At 70.0% G+C, this 14,515-nt stretch carries 18 protein-coding genes; 8 read left to right on the top strand and 10 right to left on the bottom strand.

Features of this window, described 5'->3' with window-relative positions; genetic code table 11:
- The first annotated feature begins 47 nt into the window (after positions 1–47).
- The 3 genes from ACFO0B_RS19845 to ACFO0B_RS19835 are packed head-to-tail and all read left to right on the top strand — an operon-like array spanning position 48 to position 1,799.
- Entirely contained in the window at positions 48–647 is a 600-nt protein-coding gene (locus ACFO0B_RS19845) for a TetR/AcrR family transcriptional regulator (RefSeq protein ID WP_378614017.1), read from the top strand.
- A gap of 21 nt (positions 648–668) precedes the next feature.
- On the top strand, positions 669–1,388 hold the full coding sequence (locus ACFO0B_RS19840) for a DUF427 domain-containing protein (RefSeq protein ID WP_378614016.1): 720 nt from the start codon (positions 669–671) through the stop codon (positions 1,386–1,388).
- 9 nt (positions 1,389–1,397) lie between these two features.
- The gene (locus tag ACFO0B_RS19835) at positions 1,398–1,799 is read left to right on the top strand and encodes a cupin domain-containing protein (RefSeq protein ID WP_378614015.1); all 402 of its coding nucleotides are present in this window, start codon (positions 1,398–1,400) and stop codon (positions 1,797–1,799) included.
- Between the two features lie 12 nt (positions 1,800–1,811).
- Here ACFO0B_RS19835 and ACFO0B_RS19830 read toward each other — a convergent pair whose 3' ends face one another.
- Positions 1,812–2,141, bottom strand: coding sequence for a hypothetical protein (locus tag ACFO0B_RS19830; RefSeq protein ID WP_378614014.1), 330 nt, complete (start codon positions 2,139–2,141; stop codon positions 1,812–1,814).
- The gene (locus ACFO0B_RS19825; protein ID WP_378614013.1) at positions 2,141–3,337 is read right to left on the bottom strand and encodes a Rieske 2Fe-2S domain-containing protein; all 1,197 of its coding nucleotides are present in this window, start codon (positions 3,335–3,337) and stop codon (positions 2,141–2,143) included. The genes ACFO0B_RS19830 and ACFO0B_RS19825 overlap by 1 nt, the downstream gene beginning before the upstream one ends.
- 197 nt (positions 3,338–3,534) lie before the next feature.
- On the opposite strand from ACFO0B_RS19825, the gene hsaA reads away from it, so the two are divergent.
- Genes hsaA through hsaB form a run of 4 tightly spaced genes read left to right on the top strand, consistent with a single transcriptional unit; the run spans position 3,535 to position 7,060 of the window.
- The gene (gene hsaA / locus ACFO0B_RS19820) at positions 3,535–4,698 is read left to right on the top strand and encodes a 3-hydroxy-9,10-secoandrosta-1,3,5(10)-triene-9,17-dione monooxygenase oxygenase subunit (protein WP_378614012.1); all 1,164 of its coding nucleotides are present in this window, start codon (positions 3,535–3,537) and stop codon (positions 4,696–4,698) included.
- Between the two features lie 12 nt (positions 4,699–4,710).
- On the top strand, positions 4,711–5,589 hold the full coding sequence (gene hsaD / locus ACFO0B_RS19815; protein WP_378614011.1) for a 4,5:9,10-diseco-3-hydroxy-5,9,17-trioxoandrosta-1(10),2-diene-4-oate hydrolase: 879 nt from the start codon (positions 4,711–4,713) through the stop codon (positions 5,587–5,589).
- Positions 5,589–6,494, top strand: coding sequence for an iron-dependent extradiol dioxygenase HsaC (gene hsaC, locus ACFO0B_RS19810; protein WP_378614010.1), 906 nt, complete (start codon positions 5,589–5,591; stop codon positions 6,492–6,494). The genes hsaD and hsaC overlap by 1 nt, the downstream gene beginning before the upstream one ends.
- The gene (gene hsaB, locus ACFO0B_RS19805) at positions 6,491–7,060 is read left to right on the top strand and encodes a 3-hydroxy-9,10-secoandrosta-1,3,5(10)-triene-9,17-dione monooxygenase reductase subunit (protein WP_378614009.1); all 570 of its coding nucleotides are present in this window, start codon (positions 6,491–6,493) and stop codon (positions 7,058–7,060) included. The genes hsaC and hsaB overlap by 4 nt, the downstream gene beginning before the upstream one ends.
- Before the next feature lie 4 nt (positions 7,061–7,064).
- Here hsaB and ACFO0B_RS19800 read toward each other — a convergent pair whose 3' ends face one another.
- Entirely contained in the window at positions 7,065–7,916 is an 852-nt protein-coding gene (locus ACFO0B_RS19800) for a TIGR03619 family F420-dependent LLM class oxidoreductase (RefSeq protein ID WP_378614008.1), read from the bottom strand.
- Positions 7,917–7,982: 66 nt separating this feature from the next.
- Here ACFO0B_RS19800 and ACFO0B_RS19795 point away from each other — a divergent pair, with 66 nt between their 5' ends.
- A complete protein-coding gene (locus ACFO0B_RS19795) occupies positions 7,983–8,528 on the top strand; it encodes a YdeI/OmpD-associated family protein (protein ID WP_378614007.1) in 546 nt (181 codons plus the stop codon).
- Between the two features lie 10 nt (positions 8,529–8,538).
- Here ACFO0B_RS19795 and ACFO0B_RS19790 read toward each other — a convergent pair whose 3' ends face one another.
- From ACFO0B_RS19790 to ACFO0B_RS19760, 7 genes are all read right to left on the bottom strand, one after another.
- A complete protein-coding gene (locus tag ACFO0B_RS19790) occupies positions 8,539–10,008 on the bottom strand; it encodes an AAA family ATPase (protein ID WP_378614006.1) in 1,470 nt (489 codons plus the stop codon).
- A gap of 57 nt (positions 10,009–10,065) precedes the next feature.
- Positions 10,066–10,803: an SDR family oxidoreductase gene (locus ACFO0B_RS19785; protein ID WP_378614005.1), complete on the bottom strand. Its 738-nt coding sequence runs from the start codon at positions 10,801–10,803 to the stop codon at positions 10,066–10,068.
- Positions 10,804–10,886: 83 nt separating this feature from the next.
- Positions 10,887–11,291 (bottom strand): hypothetical protein, encoded by a 405-nt coding sequence (locus tag ACFO0B_RS19780; protein ID WP_378614004.1) that lies wholly within the window; start codon positions 11,289–11,291, stop codon positions 10,887–10,889.
- Complete coding sequence (locus tag ACFO0B_RS19775) at positions 11,281–11,751, bottom strand: hypothetical protein (protein WP_378614003.1); 471 nt, start codon at positions 11,749–11,751, stop codon at positions 11,281–11,283. The genes ACFO0B_RS19780 and ACFO0B_RS19775 overlap by 11 nt, the downstream gene beginning before the upstream one ends.
- Positions 11,752–11,826: 75 nt before the next feature.
- A complete protein-coding gene (locus ACFO0B_RS19770; RefSeq protein ID WP_378614002.1) occupies positions 11,827–12,069 on the bottom strand; it encodes a hypothetical protein in 243 nt (80 codons plus the stop codon).
- A 58-nt stretch (positions 12,070–12,127) separates the two neighbouring features.
- Positions 12,128–12,913 (bottom strand): 2-keto-4-pentenoate hydratase, encoded by a 786-nt coding sequence (locus ACFO0B_RS19765; RefSeq protein ID WP_378614001.1) that lies wholly within the window; start codon positions 12,911–12,913, stop codon positions 12,128–12,130.
- A complete protein-coding gene (locus ACFO0B_RS19760) occupies positions 12,914–14,515 on the bottom strand; it encodes an FAD-binding protein (protein ID WP_378614000.1) in 1,602 nt (533 codons plus the stop codon). It lies immediately after the preceding gene.

Here is a 14,515-nt window from a genome sequence, read left to right as displayed (position 1 = left end):
TATCGGCTGTCCCGCCGTACGTATGCCTTCCGGGGAAAGGTGGACGAATGCCTCGGCTCGCCGACCATGAACAGCGCCGGAAGCAGATCACCGACGCCACCCGCCGGGTGATCGCGCGCGACGGACTGACCGCGGCCACCTTCCAGTCCGTCGCGGCGGAGGCCGGGATCTCGGTGCGGCTGGTGCAGTACTACTTCGGCACCAAGCGCGAGTTCCTGATCGCCACCCACCAGGCGGTCGTGGTGGATGCCGGGGCCCGGCTCGGCGCCGGGCTCACCGCGCTCGGCCCGGACGCGACCCCGCGCGACATCCTGCGCACCACCTTCGCCGAGCTGCTCCCGCTGGACGACACCCGCCGCGACGAGGTGCTGATCCTCGGCGCCTTCCAGGCCGCTCAGCTCGGCCGCGCCGAGGTCGAGAACACCATCGGCAACGGCCCGGCCCGGTACATGGTCGACGCCGCCGCTCAGCAACTGGCGCGGCTGCGCAAGGGCACCGACGCGCGGATGGAGACGATCACGCTGGACGCCGAGCTCCTGGTCGCCGCGGTCGGCGGGCTCGCCCAGGGCATGCTGAGCGGCTTCGCCACCCCGGAGCACGCCGAGCTGCTGCTGGACCGCCTGCTGGACCGGCTACTCCCGCCCTGATCCGGGAGTAGCGTCGGGCCCATGAGCCTCCGCTCCGAGCCGAGCCCCAAACGCGTGCGCCCCTTCCTGGCCGGCCGCCCGGTCGCGGACACCGCCACCCCGCTGCTGGTCTGGGAGATCCCGTACTACCCCGCCTATTACCTCCCGCTCGCCGACCTGAAGGCCGAGCTGGTCCCCACCGGCGCGCCCGAGACGCACCACCTGCTCGGCACCGGCACCAGGTACGACGTCCTGCTCGACGGCGTGCGCTCGCCCGGCGCCGCGCTGCGCTGGACCGCGGTCCCGGATCACGTCCGGCTGGAGTGGGCGGCGATGGACGAGTGGCTGGAGGAGGACGAGCCGGTCTACGTGCACCCGCGCGACCCGTACAAGCGGGTGGACGTGCTGGCCAGCTCCAAGCACGTGCGGATCGAGCTGGACGGCACCGTGCTCGCCGAATCCCGCTCGCCGCGTATTCTTTTCGAGACCTCGCTGCCGCCGCGGTACTACCTGCCGTTCGCCGACGTCCGGCTGGAGCTGCTCACGCCGAGCGCCACGCACACCAGCTGCCCGTACAAGGGCACCGCCGACTACTGGACGGTCACGGTGGACGGCATCGAGCACCGCGACATCGTCTGGGGCTACCGCACGCCGCTGCCGGAGAGCCAGAAGGTCGCCGGGCTGCTCTGCTTCTACAACGAGAAAGTGGACATCGTCATCGACGGCGTCCGGCAGGATCGGCCGCAGACCCCGTTCTCCTGAGAGGAATCCATGCGCCCGCCCCTGGCCGAAACGCTCGATCTCGACCCGCACCCCGAGGGCGGCTGGTTCCGCGAAACCTACCGCAGCCCGGTGCGTTTCACCCCCGACGGTTACCCGGGTGACCGCGCCGCCGCCACCGCCATCCTGTTCCTGCTCATGCCGGGCGAGCGCTCGGCGCCGCACACCGTCCGCTCGGACGAGCTGTGGTTCTGGCAGGGCGGGGGTGCGCTCGTGCTCGATATCGGTGGCACCGAGGTGCTGCTCGGCCCGGATCACGCGGCCGGGCAGCAGTTGCAGCTGGTTGTCCCCGGCGGGGTGAGCCAGGCGGCGAAGCCCGCGGGCGACCAGCACGTGCTCGTCGCCTGCGTGGTCTCCCCCGGCTTCGACTTCGCGGATTTCCGGCTGGACTGAGCCGAACCGCCGTCACTCCACCTCGAGCACGCCCTCTTCGACCGCCCACCGGATCGTCTTCGCGAGACTCTCGCACCCCTCGGGCCGCCCCGGCCCGTACCCGCCTTCGCTCAGCCGGGCGAACACCGGGCACCGCTGCTGCGGCGGCTCGGTCCACTCGATCGAGGTCTGCCGCTCGCTGGCCTTGCGCACCCGGACCTCGGTGCCGCAGGCCTGACACCGCAGCGGGGTCAGGCCGTCCTCGAGATAGCGCCGCTTGTCCGCCACCGTCTGGGCCCGCACCTCGGCCCGCCGCTCCGGCCGGTCCGCGAAATCGGGGGCCTTGGCCCAGGTGGCGGCCATCAGACGCTCGCCTCCTGCGGCCCGGTCTCCTGCTGGCGGCGCAGGTTCTCCGCCACCTCGGCCTCCCAGTACTCGTTCGCCTTGGCGGTGTCCACCTCGAACTCGTAGCGCTGGGTCATCTTCTCGGTGACGTCGGCGAGGTCGACGTAGAACTGGTCGTACCAGCGGCGCAGCTGGTAGACCGGCCCGTCCTCCTCGCAGAGCAGCGGGTTCTCGACCTTGGACTTGTGCTTCCAGATCTCCACGTCCTGCAGGAAGCCGACGCTGATGCCCTCGGTCATCTTGGCCGCCAGCTTGTCCGCGGTGGCGCCCTCGACCCCGTCCGGCTTCTGCAGGGTGATCCCCCACTGGAGCATGAACGAGTCCTGCGACACCGGGTAGTGGCAGTTGATCAGGACGCTCTTGACCTCGTACCCGCTGTAGATGTTGACCAGCGGATTGATCATGTACGAGGGGCCGAAGTACGACGCCTCGGACTTGAGCAGCGTGTCGCCGCCGTACTTCGACGCCATCCCGATGTCCGGCCTGCCCTTGGTCTCCAGGAACTGGGTGGCGATATGCCCCTCGAAGACGTTCTTGAAGTAGGTCGGGAAGGCGTAGTGGATGTAGTAGAAGTGCGCCATGTCGACGACGTTGTCGATGATCTCGCGGCAGTTGGCGCCCTCGATCAGCATCGAGTTCCAGGTCCAGTCGGTCCAGCCGCTGTCCAGCTGCTCGGTGGTGTTGCCGTCCGCGTCGGTGTAGGGGCCGACGATGTGCGGAATCGTGACGTCGTCCGGCGGCTGGCTGCCCTCGTGGTCGTGCCAGACGAAGAGCTGGCCGTTGCGCTCCAGCGTCGTCCACTTGCGGGTCCGCGCCAGCGGCGGCACGCGCCGCGCGTACGGGATCTCGGTGCACTTGCCGGTCGTCCCCGACCAGCGCCAATCGTGGAACGGGCAGGCGATGTCGTCGCCCTTGACCTCGCCCATGCTCAGGTCGCCGCCCATGTGCCTGCAGTAGGCATCGAGCACGCGGAGCTCGTCGCCGCCGTCGGCCCAGATCACGAGCTTGGTACCGAAGACCTGGACCGCGTGCGGCTTGCCGTCGCGGAAGTTCTTCGCCAGCCCGAGGCAGTGCCAGCCCCGCGCGTAGCGGGTCGGAACCGTGCCGACGTCGAGCTCCCGCACCTTACCGCCGCGGGTTGAGGTGTCTGCCATTCGCGAATCCTCCTCCTTCACTACTAGAACACGTTACAAAACTGTGGGCCGCAGCGCCAGCGTCGGCCCAGGTCTCCCCCTTTCGCCCAGCGGCGACCAGCACCCGGGTTCTGTTCTCGACATAAATAAGAACCTGTTCTAGTCTCAGGAGTGATGAGTACCGGTTACCGATCGACCAGGCAGGAGCAGGTCCGGACATGACGCAGGAAGTGACCGAACGGGTCGAAGCACTGTTGCCGACGCTGCGCGAGCGCGCGCAGGAGGCCGAGGATCTGCGCCGCATTCCGGACGAGTCCGTGAAGGCGCTGCAGGAGACCGGTTTCTTCCGGCTGCTACAGCCGACGCAGTGGGGCGGCCACGCGGCCGACCCGGTCGTCTTCTACGACACCGTGCGCAAGATCGCCAGCGCGTGCGGCTCCACCGGCTGGGTGTCGGGCATCATCGGCGTGCACAACTGGCACCTCGCGCTCTTCGACCAGCGCGCCCAGGAGGACGTCTGGGGCGAGGACACCGAGGTCAGGATCTCGTCCTCGTACGCGCCGATGGGCATCGGCACGGTCACCGACGGCGGCTACATCGTCAAGGGCAGCTGGGCCTGGTCCTCCGGCTCGGACCACGCCAGCTGGGCGGTGCTCGGCGGCCCGGTGATCAAGGACGGCAAGCCGGTCGACTTCGGCTCCTTCCTGATCCCGCGCGACGACTACCGCATCGACGACGTCTGGAACGTGGTCGGGCTGCGCGGCACCGGCTCCAACACCGTCGTGGTGGAGGACGTCTTCGTGCCGCGGCACCGCTTCCTCAGCTTCCGCGCGATGAGCGAGCTGACCGCGCCCGGCCTCGAGCAGAACACCGACCCGGTCTACCGGATGCCGTGGGGCACCGTGCACCCCACCACCATCTCGGCGCCGATCGTCGGCATGGCCTACGGCGCCTACGAGGCGCACATCGAGCACCAGGGCAAGCGGGTGCGCGCCGCCTACGCGGGCGAGAAGGCCAAGGAGGATCCGTTCGCCAAGGTGCGGGTCGCCGAGGCGGCCAGCGACATCGACGCCGCCTGGCGTCAGCTCTCCGGCAATGTCGCCGACGAGTACGCGATCCTGAAGGCGGGCGGGGAGATCCCGTTCGACCTGCGGGTCAGGGCCCGCCGCGACCAGGTGCGCGCCACCGGCCGCGCCATCGCCTCGATCGACCGGCTCTTCGAGAGCGCGGGCGCCACCGCGCTCTCCAACGGCACGCCGCTGCAGCGCTTCTGGCGCGACGCGCACGCGGGCCGGGTGCACGCGGCGAACGATCCGGAGCGCGCGTACCAGATGTTCGGCACGCACGAGTTCGGGCTGCCGATCAACGACGCCATGGTGTAGGGGGAAAGACACGTGACCTCGACGGCGGAACTCACCTACGAGTCCACCTCCCGGTACGCGCAGGTGCGGCCGGACCTGAAACTGCACTACCACGAGGCGGGGGTGGGCAACGGCCCGACCATCGTGCTGCTGCACGGCGGCGGCCCCGGCGCCTCCTCGTGGTCCAACTTCGCGCGCAACATCCCGGTGCTGGCGCGGGAGTTCCACGTGCTCGCCGTGGACCAGCCCGGCTTCGGCAAGTCCGACAAGCCCACCGAGCACCCGCAGTACTTCGTGCACAGCTCGGCCGCGCTGAAGGACCTGCTCGACCACCTCGGCGTCACCGACCGGGTGCACCTGCTCGGCAATTCGCTCGGCGGCGGCGCCGCGGTACGGTTCGCGCTGGATTACCCGGAGCGGGCGGGCAAGCTCATCCTCATGGGCCCCGGCGGGCTGAGCACCAACCTCTTCGCCGCCGACCCCACCGAGGGCGTCAAGCTGCTCGGCAAGTTCAACTACGAGCCGACCAGGGAGAACCTGGAGGCGTTTCTCCGGATCATGGTCTTCGACCAGAAGCTGATCACCCCCGAGCTGGTCGAGGAGCGCTTCGCCTCGGCGAGTGAGCCGGAGTCGCTGGCCGCCACCCGCGCGATGGGCAAGTCCTTCGCGGGCGCGGACTTCGAGAAGGGCATGCTCTGGCGCGACGCCTACACGCTGCGCCAGCCGGTACTGCTGATCTGGGGCCGCGAGGACCGGGTGAACCCGCTGGACGGCGCGCTGGTCGCGCTGAAATCCATTCCGCGGGCGCAGCTGCACGTCTTCGGCGGCTGCGGGCACTGGGCGCAGCTGGAGAAGTTCCACGAGTTCAACCGGTTGGCGATCGACTTCCTGGCCGGCGTGAAGGAGAAGTGATGGGCATCCGCTCCCTCGGCTACCTCCGCATCGAGGCCACCGACGTCGCCGCCTGGCGCGAGTACGGGCTCAAGGTGCTCGGCATGGTGGAGGGGAAGGGCACCGACCCGAACTCGCTCTACCTGCGCATGGACGAGTTCCCGGCCCGCCTGGTGATCGTGCCCGGCGAGCGGGACCGCCTGCAGGTCTCCGGCTGGGAGACCGGAAACGCCGAGGAACTGCAGGACATCCGCGCCCGGCTGGACGCCGCCGGCGTGCCCTACAAGGAGGGCACCGCCGCCGAACTGGCCGACCGCAGGGTCTACGAGCTGATCCGGTTCGAGGACCCGAGCGGCAGCGTGCTCGAGGCGTTCCACGGGGTCGCGCTGGAGCACCGCAGGCTGGCCAGCCCGTACGGGCACCGCTTCGTCACCGAGGAGCAGGGGCTCGGGCACGTCGTGCTCAGCACCTCCGACGACAAGGCGGCGCTGGAGTTCTACCGCGACGTCCTCGGCTTCCGGCTGCGCGACTCCATGCGGCTCCCCCCGCAGATGGTCGGCCGCCCCGCCGACGGCGAACCCGCCTGGCTGCGTTTCCTCGGCTGCAACCCCAGGCACCACTCGCTCGCCTTCCTGCCGCAGCCGACCCCGAGCGGCATCGTGCACCTCATGCTCGAGGTGGAGAACGCCGACGACGTCGGGCTCGCGCTGGACCGCGCGCTGCGCAAGAAGGTCAAGATGTCGGCCACGCTCGGGCGGCACGTCAACGACAAGATGCTGTCCTTCTACATGAAGACCCCGGGCGGCTTCGACATCGAATTCGGCTGCGAGGGGCTGGAAGTCGAGGACACCGACTGGATCGCGCGGGAATCCACCGCCGTCAGCCTGTGGGGCCACGACTTCACCGTCGGGTTCCGCGAGCAATGAGCGAATACCCGGAGATCGACGGCAGGGCGTTCCGGAACGTCCTCGGGCAGTTCTGCACCGGCATCACCGTGATCACCACCTTCGGTGCGGACGAGGCCCCGATCGGCTTCGCCTGCCAGTCCTTCGCCGCGCTCTCCCTCGACCCGCCGCTCGTTCTGTTCTGCCCGGGTAAGGCGTCGCGGTCCTGGGCGGCGATCGAGGAGCGCGGGCGTTTCGCGGTGAACGTGCTCGCCGAAGAGCAGCGGGAGCTCTGTGCCCGCTTCGGGTCGCGCGAGCAGGACAAGTTCGCCGGGGCCGCATGGCACCGTTCTTCTTTGGAACTGCCCGTTCTCGACGATGCGCTCGCGACCATCGAGTGCTCGGTGGATCGGGTGGTCGACGGCGGGGACCACTGGATCGTCATCGGACGGGTGCTCTCGCTCGCCGAGGTGGGCGAGTCGGGGCGGCCGTTGCTGTTCTACCGGGGGCAATACAGCGCCATCGAGCCGGACAAGACGGTGCCCGCGCCCTGGCGGGCAGATCTCGAGCACTTTCTCACCACCACGACGTTGGATACGTGGTTGTGAGCTTCTAGACAGCACGGATCAGCTCGGCGAAGGCGGAGAGTTCGTCGAGCTGGGCGTCGAGCGGGTTCGGGGAGGCGTTGACCACTAAGCGGTCGACGCCTTCCGCCGTCAGAGCGGCTATGTCGCCGGGGGTGAGGTCGGTGGAGCCCCAGCGGGTGTATTCGAGGCGCGCGGGATCGCGGCCTGCGGCGGCGGCTTCGGATCGGGCGAGAGCGAGCTGGCGGGCGCGTTCGTCGGGGGTGAGGATGCCGCCGGTGAAGTAGCCGTTCCCGCGGCGGCCCGCGCGGCGGGCGGCGGCGGGGCTGGAGCCGCCGATGTGGATGGGGAACTCCGCGGTGGACGGCTTGGGATAGACGCACACCTCGGTGAAATCGAAGAACTCGCCGTGGAATTCGACGCCGTCGGGGCCGCCGGACCAGAGCAGGCGCAGCACGTCGAGCGCTTCGTCGGCGCGCCGGCCGCGGGTCGCGTAGCCGACGCCGAGCGCCGCCGCCTCGCCCGGCAGCCCGCCGACGCCGACGGTCAGCAGCCGCAGCCTGCCCTTGGAAAGCAGGTCGAGGGTGGCGAGGCGCTTGGCCAGCAGGATCGGGTGGCGGTACGGGAGCAGCAGGACGCCGGTGCCGAGGAGCAGCCGGTCGGTGTGCGCGGCGACGAAGGTCAGGATCTCGAGCGGGTCCGGGAAGGGGAGGGTGGTCGGCACCTCGGTGCCGCCGATGCGGGCGCCGGGATACAGCGCGACGTGGTCGGGTACGTACAACCCCTCGAAGCCGCATGCCTCGACGTGCCGGGCGAAGGTGACCAGGGCGTCCGGGTCGGCGCCGTGCATCGGCGTCGGGTAATTGACCGAGAACTTCATTCTCGCCACGGTAGTTCGTCGGGAAAGTGCTCAGTGGATGAGCGCTTATCTCGGGATCATGGACGCATGGAGATCATCGAGTGCGCGGATGCCGCCGAGTGGGATCGCTGGCTGGCGGAGAATCACGCGCGGGCAGGCGAGGTGTGGGTGCGGATCGCGAAGAAGGGGGCGGCGCGGGCGAGCGTGACGCTCACCGAGGCGCTGGACGGCGCGCTGTGCGTCGGCTGGATCGATAGCCACCGGCGGGGTGTCGACGCCGAGCACTACCTGCAGCGGTATTCGCCGCGCCGGGCGCGCAGCCCGTGGTCGGCGGTGAACGTGGCGAAGGCGGAGGCGTTGATCGCGGCCGGGAGGATGCGGGCCGCCGGGCTCGCGGCGATCGAGGCGGCGCGGGCGGACGGGCGCTGGGCGGCGGCGTATCCCCCGCAGCGGAGTGGTGCGACGCATCCGGATCTGGTCGTCGCGCTCGCCGCTGATCCGGCTGCCCGGGCACGATTCGACGCACTGGGGCGCAGTGCGCGCTATGGCTTCTCACTGCGGGTGACCAAAGCGCGAACCGACGCCGGGCGGGCGAATCAGGTGCGGAGGGTGCTAGCGGAATTACGGTCTTGACCGCTTCCGCCTACGCCCTGCCGTACAACTCATCGAGGCCGATCAACTCGACCTCACCACGGCTCTGCTCCTGCACCAGATCGTCGGTGAATCCGGCCCCGGAGAAGCAGAGCAGGCGGGTCGCATCGGTGTCGTAGCGTCCCTGACGGCCGACGAGAGCGCGGATGCGCCGAAGCCGATCCAGGTGCCCGAGCCCCATGACGTCGTTCCACTTCGCCTCGCCCAGCGCGAGCAGCGGCGCCCGGCTTCCGTCCGCGTAACCGACCGCGACCACGTCCACCTCGTGCGTCCTCCGATCGACGGGGTCGTTGACGGTGCCCGCACACACCCGAACCGGCAGATCTGCCAGCCGCCGCTGATGCCCGTACACCGCCGCCCACTCCCGGCACACCTGCTCGAAGCGCGGCCCGAGAACATTGCTCGTCCAGCGTTGCGCGGACCGTTCCCAGATGCGCTCGATGGCCGTCGCCGCGCTGAGCTGTGGCCAATAGGGCCGCATGATCGCGTGATAGAAGGTGAGGAGCGGTTCGGCGATTCGGAAATCGGTGCGGTTGGCGCGGAAGGCGTCGACTTCGCGGGTGATCAGGCCGGCATCCTCGAGCACCGTCAGCGGGTGCGCGAGCTCGTTCGACTTCCGGCCCACGTAGCCCGCGATACCGCCGCGGCCGCTGTTGCCGTTGGCGATCGCATTGAGTACCGAGTTGTAGATCGCGCCGTCGCGGAGGTCCGGTTCCTCGGCGAGCAGGTAGCGGGCTTCGAGGAACATCGGGCTGCCCGGGGAGAGGACCGCGCGGGTGACCCAGTCATCGAAATCGTCGAGCCCGCGCGGGGCGTCGTAGCGGATCATCTCGGTGCGGTACGCGGGCGTGCCGCCGACCACCGCGTGCACGTTCAGCGCCAGCCGCGGGTCATCGATCTCCCAGAACCGCGCCGCCTCCCGATACCCGAGGGTGCGGATAGGCAGTTCGAGCGAGGCGCGGCCGCGCAGCGGGGCATTCCCGGACAGCAGTTTCCCCATGAACGACAGCGCCGAGCCGCACAGCAGCAGCCGGGTGCGGGACGAAGTGCGCTCGCTCCGCCGAGGGGCGTACGCGCCCTGGAGGATGGAGGGCAGCGCCGGGTTCACCCGCACCAGGTAGGGAAACTCATCGATCACCACCGGGACGGGCCGCTCCGCTCCCATCCTGAGCAGCACGTCGAGCACCTGCCCCCAGTCGGCGGGCGCGAACGGCACCACCGGCCGCAGGTGCCGGGTCAGCGCCTGCCCGATGGATGCCAGCGACTCGGCGTCGGTGGCTTCCTGCGCCGAGAAGTAGAAACCGCCCGCGCTCTCGCAGACCGCCTCCAGCAGGAAGCTCTTTCCCTGCCGCCGCCGGCCCGAGACGACGCCGAGCGAGGCTCCGCGGCTTTCGTCCGTGACGAAGCGGCGCAACGCGTCCCACTCGCGATCCCGATCGAAGACATCGGCTGGCTTTTCCACAGCGCCTCCCGGGAGAAGTACAGTTATGATAAGTATACTTTTCTCAGGAAAACGCTGCTAGGTGCGCATTTCGAGCCACTCTGCGAACGTCTGAATTCCGCGATCGGCATCCGGCCCGGCTACCAGGGCTCCCTGCCGGAACGCACGTCCCGCCTTCCCCGGCAGCGGGAACCGCAGCACCCGATCGCCACGACCGGTGGCGGCGGCATAGCGGCGAATCATGTCGTCCAGCGGCAGCTCCTCCGGACCCCCGAGGTCTCGCACCCGACCCGCCGGCGCACCGACCGCCAAGTCGACCAGCCGCTCGGCCACCTCGCGCGCCGCGATCGGATTCACCCGCATGGCGGGGACCAGCGTCAGCGGGCCGACCCGCACCCCACCCTGCGGCTGCCCGGCGAACTCGTGGAACTGGGTGGCACGCAGCAGCGTCCACGGCACCGGTCCACGCTCGACGGCGCGCTCCTGCGCCATCTTCCCGGTGTAGTAGCCGAACGGCACCGCATCACTCCCGACGATCCCGAGCAGCACATGGTGCCGCACCCCCGCCGCCTGCTCCGCGCGGTGCAGGTTCGCGGTGACCTGCTCGAAGAACTCCGTCGCCTCCGCGGCCGAGCGCGTGACCAGCGAAGTCAGGTCGATCACCGCGTCCACTCCGGTCAGGTCCAGCCCCGCGCCGGTGCGCAGGTCCACCCCGGTCGAGCGGGCCAGCACCACCGCCTCGTGCCCGCGCTCGCGCAGCACCTCCACCACCGGCTTCCCCACGGTCCCGGTCCCACCTGCCACCGCGATCCTCATCGCCCGCTCCTTCGCTCGTCGGTTACCGGGTAGACCGGATAGGTCGGGAGAAGCTGACAAGGCACCTATGAGGCGTCAGTCACTCAATGGCTGCCCAGGTCGATCGTCAAAATCTTGACGACCGCGTGCGGATCGCCGTCCGCGCCTTCGCGCGTGTCACTGCAGTACTGGTAGTCGATCCGCCCAGCACCACTGATTTCGTAGTGGATGGTGCGGGAGTAGCCGGCCCACTTGGGACCGTGGTGTTTGCCGCGCAGCATCGTCGAGCTGCCCACCGGCGGCGGTTGGCCGGGCGTGGCAGATACATGATCCCAGAACTGACATGCTGCGGTCAGGCCGACGCGGTCGGCGAGTTCGTTCCACAGGTGCACGTACTGCCGGTGCACGAGCACCCGATAGCCGGGCTTCTCCCGCGGCCTGCCGCCGGGTGACCGGGCGGCGACGAACGGACGGTAGGCGCCGGGTTGCGGATCGCCCTCAGCCATCATTGCCCGGACGCGGAGCCTCGACTTCGCTGAACTCGAGTTCGTCCGCCGGAGCGGTGTGGATGGCTCGGCGCGCGGGATCACGCATGACCGATGCGGTAGCCGCCCACGCGTGCAGCACCTCGCGCAATGGCGCCGGATCCTCCGATGCGACGGTGAGCGCGACCGCGTTCCTGATCTCGGAGAGCGCTTCGGCCCGGTCGTCGGTATCGAACTCCGCCAGCCAGGCCAGCCCGCCCAGTTCGACCGGCGTCGGCTTGTCGGTTCGCGCGAGCACGGCTTCGACGGCGAACAGCAGCGTCGCTACCGAGGCCGCCTCCCGCAGCGCCGCCACCCGGCGAGCTGCGAGCATGACCAGGACCGAGCCATCGGTATCCCGCAGCGAAGCCGAGTCCTGCTTGGCTTCATCGAGGAATTCGCGGCGCCGTGCTCCCGCTAGATCGCTGACTTGAAACATGGTCATGCCATGATTCTAGCGAAATCATGGCAGATGCCGGACGGTGGCGAAGATCTGCTGCGTCCGGGCGAGCGACAACTCTCACGCGACCCCGCGGTCAGCGCCGATCGTCAGCACCAGCTTCTCCCGGTCGAGACGGAAGGCGGAGGTGTAGACGGAGAAGTCGGTGGGGCAGCCGAGGGCGTCGGATTCACGGGTTCCGGAGGTCTCGACGAGGTGCCCGGGGAGACCACCGAGGGTGGTGAGCGGGACCGGAGGGGTGGCGCGGCGGCCCCAGCGGGAGCTGCGGTAGCCGATGTCGGCTGGGTGCATATCGGCTGACACCGGCAAACCCTCCGGCGTCGATCATGCCGGATGGGACGATCCGAAAATCCAACGCGGACTACTCGAACCGCAGCCGGACGGCGCCGAGCCCGGCGAACTCGGCCAGAAAACCATCCCCCGGCCGCGCATCGATCGCCCGCGTGCACGACCCGGGCAGCACGATATCCCCCGCCTTCAACCGCACCCCGAAGCCCGCGACCTTGCGCGCCAGCCATGCCACCGCGATCACCGGATCGCCGAGCACCGCGTCACTGCGCCCCTCCGCCACCACCTCACCGTTGCGGGTGAGCACTGCGTCGATCGCCTTGATGTCGATGTCACCGGGCGCCACCCGCTCCGGCCCGAGCACGAACCCGGCGGACGACGCATTGTCCGAAATCGTGTCGCAGAGCCCGATCTTCCAGTCCCTGATCCGCGAGTCGATCAGCTCGATGGCGGGAGCGAAGGCGGTGGTCGCGGCGAGGACGTCGGCCTCGGTGCACTCCTCACCCGGCAGGTCGGTGCCGAGCACGAAACCGACCTCCACCTCGACCCGCGGGAAGAGGTAGTTCGCGGCGGGCACCGGCCGGTCCTCGAAGACCTCCATCTCGGCGAGCAGGTGGCCGTAGTCCGGCTCGTCGACGCCCATCATCTGCTGCATGGCCTTCGAGGAGAGCCCGACCTTGTGCCCGACCACCCGCGCGCCGTTCGACACCCGGTGCCTGATGTTCAGCAGCTGGATCTCGTAGGCGTCGACCACGTCGATCTCCGGGTGCCTGGCCACCAGCGGGTCGATCGCGACCCGTTCGCGCTCGGCGACCGCGAGCTCGTCGGCCAGCTCGATGCGTACCGCTTCGGAGAGCACCTATCGGATTCCTTCCACTATGTCCGCACCCGCCACCGCCCGCCCGGCGCGACGCCCGGAGAAGACGCAGTCGGCGAGCGAGAGCCCGCTCACGTAGGAGCGCGAGCAGATGCCGACCGCGGTGCGGCCCGCGGCGTAGAGGCCGGGGATGTCGGCACCGTCGCGGTCGCGCACGGCCCCGGTCTCCTCGTTCACCACGACGCCGCCGAGGGTGAGCATCGGGCAGGGGTTGGTCAGGCTGGGTTTGATACCCACATCGAACAGCCAGAACGGGCCGGTGTCGCAGGTTTCGCGGAATTCGGCGGGCTTGCCGACGGGGTCGGGCGTGCCGTTCGCGACGGCGGCGTTGTGCGCCTCGACGGTGGCGCGCAGCCCGGCCGGGTCGATGCCGGCCTTTCTGGCCGCCTGCTCGATGGTCGGGGCCTTGACGGCCCGGCGGCGCACCGGCTCGAACTGGGCGCGCTGGAACCAGGCGCCCTCCCTGTGGATCTGCCCGAAGGCGCGCCGCGCGACCGCGTCGTCGGCCAGCAGCCAGCCGAGGCCGCCGTGCTCGCGGACGAGTTTGCCGCCGACGGCCGCGCCGTAGCGGGTCTCGTCGATGACGCGGGTGCCTGCCGCGTCGACCAGCAATGCCCCCGCGAACGCGCTGGGCGGGAGGAGGAAGCGCCAGGCGGAGATGTTGTCCATGTGCGCGGTGGCGGCGCCTGCCTGCTGCGCCATGCGGATGCCGCTGCCGTCGTCGCCGGTGGTGCCGAGCGCGAGGCCGTGCCGGAACTCGGGGCCGTGCTCGAGCACCATCTCCCGGTTCGCGATGAAGCCGCCGGCACTCACGATCACGCCACGCCTCGCGAGCACCTTCGTGGTGACGCCGTAGCGCTGCTCGAGCCGGGCCATTCGCTGTTCCATCGCCTTGCGCAGCGGTGGGTAGTAGATGCCCGGTTTGGCCGCGAGCGCCGCCATCCGCGCGAACTGGTCGCGCACGCGGCGGGGTGCGTCGTTCATGGTCACGCACTCGACGCCGATGACAGCGCCGGTGTCGTCGGTGAGCAGGGTCGTCGCGCGGGTGCAGGTCTCGAGCTGGATCCCGGCTTTCCGCATCGAGGCGAGCAGCCCGGTGGCGAACTTCTTCCCGGAGACCCCGCGGCCCTTCACCCGGTGCCCGCGCTGCGCGGGCGGGATGTCGGCGAAGGCGCCGGAGAGCTCGCTGCCGGAGTGGTAGAGGTACCAGTCGTCGTTCGGGTAGGAGGTCTTGTAGGGGCAGAGCGCGGGGTCGAAGGGGACGCCGTGCTCGATCAGCCAGTCGATCAGCGCGGGGCTCTCGTCGACGAATCGGCGCAGCGTCTCCGGGGCGACGGCATCGCCGACCTCGCGCTGGAGATAGGCGAGCATCCACGCCGGATCGTCGGTGACCCCGGCCGCGCGCTGGATGCTGGTGCCGCCACCCGCGTAGACGATCCCGCCGGAGAGCGCCGCCGCCCCGCCGCCGGCGAACCGGTCCAGCGCGAGCACCTGCGCCCCCGCTGCCGCCGCCTCCAGCGCGGCGGCGGCACCCGCCGCTCCGGCGCCGATCACGACGACGTCGGCACTGCTATCCCAGACCAT

It is taken from the genome of Nocardia jiangsuensis (genome assembly GCF_042650385.1).
Classification (GTDB): Bacteria; Actinomycetota; Actinomycetes; order Mycobacteriales; family Mycobacteriaceae; genus Nocardia; species Nocardia jiangsuensis.
Note: the sequence above shows the minus strand (reverse complement) of the source record. Positions and strands in the feature narration are given on the sequence as shown.

Bases quoted from the DNA above. Each gene is read 5' to 3' on its own strand.
- ACFO0B_RS19845 (WP_378614017.1), top strand. From the start codon at position 48: ATGCCTCGGCTCGCCGACCATGAACAGCGCCGGAAGCAGATCACCGAC.
- ACFO0B_RS19840 (WP_378614016.1), top strand. From the start codon at position 669: ATGAGCCTCCGCTCCGAGCCGAGCCCCAAACGCGTGCGCCCCTTCCTG.
- ACFO0B_RS19835 (WP_378614015.1), top strand. From the start codon at position 1,398: ATGCGCCCGCCCCTGGCCGAAACGCTCGATCTCGACCCGCACCCCGAG.
- ACFO0B_RS19830 (WP_378614014.1), bottom strand. From the start codon at position 2,141: ATGGCCGCCACCTGGGCCAAGGCCCCCGATTTCGCGGACCGGCCGGAG.
- ACFO0B_RS19825 (WP_378614013.1), bottom strand. From the start codon at position 3,337: ATGGCAGACACCTCAACCCGCGGCGGTAAGGTGCGGGAGCTCGACGTC.
- hsaA (WP_378614012.1), top strand. From the start codon at position 3,535: ATGACGCAGGAAGTGACCGAACGGGTCGAAGCACTGTTGCCGACGCTG.
- hsaC (WP_378614010.1), top strand. From the start codon at position 5,589: ATGGGCATCCGCTCCCTCGGCTACCTCCGCATCGAGGCCACCGACGTC.
- hsaB (WP_378614009.1), top strand. From the start codon at position 6,491: ATGAGCGAATACCCGGAGATCGACGGCAGGGCGTTCCGGAACGTCCTC.
- ACFO0B_RS19800 (WP_378614008.1), bottom strand. From the start codon at position 7,916: ATGAAGTTCTCGGTCAATTACCCGACGCCGATGCACGGCGCCGACCCG.
- ACFO0B_RS19795 (WP_378614007.1), top strand. From the start codon at position 7,983: ATGGAGATCATCGAGTGCGCGGATGCCGCCGAGTGGGATCGCTGGCTG.
- ACFO0B_RS19785 (WP_378614005.1), bottom strand. From the start codon at position 10,803: ATGAGGATCGCGGTGGCAGGTGGGACCGGGACCGTGGGGAAGCCGGTG.
- ACFO0B_RS19780 (WP_378614004.1), bottom strand. From the start codon at position 11,291: ATGATGGCTGAGGGCGATCCGCAACCCGGCGCCTACCGTCCGTTCGTC.
- ACFO0B_RS19775 (WP_378614003.1), bottom strand. From the start codon at position 11,751: ATGACCATGTTTCAAGTCAGCGATCTAGCGGGAGCACGGCGCCGCGAA.
- ACFO0B_RS19760 (WP_378614000.1), bottom strand. From the start codon at position 14,515: ATGGTCTGGGATAGCAGTGCCGACGTCGTCGTGATCGGCGCCGGAGCG.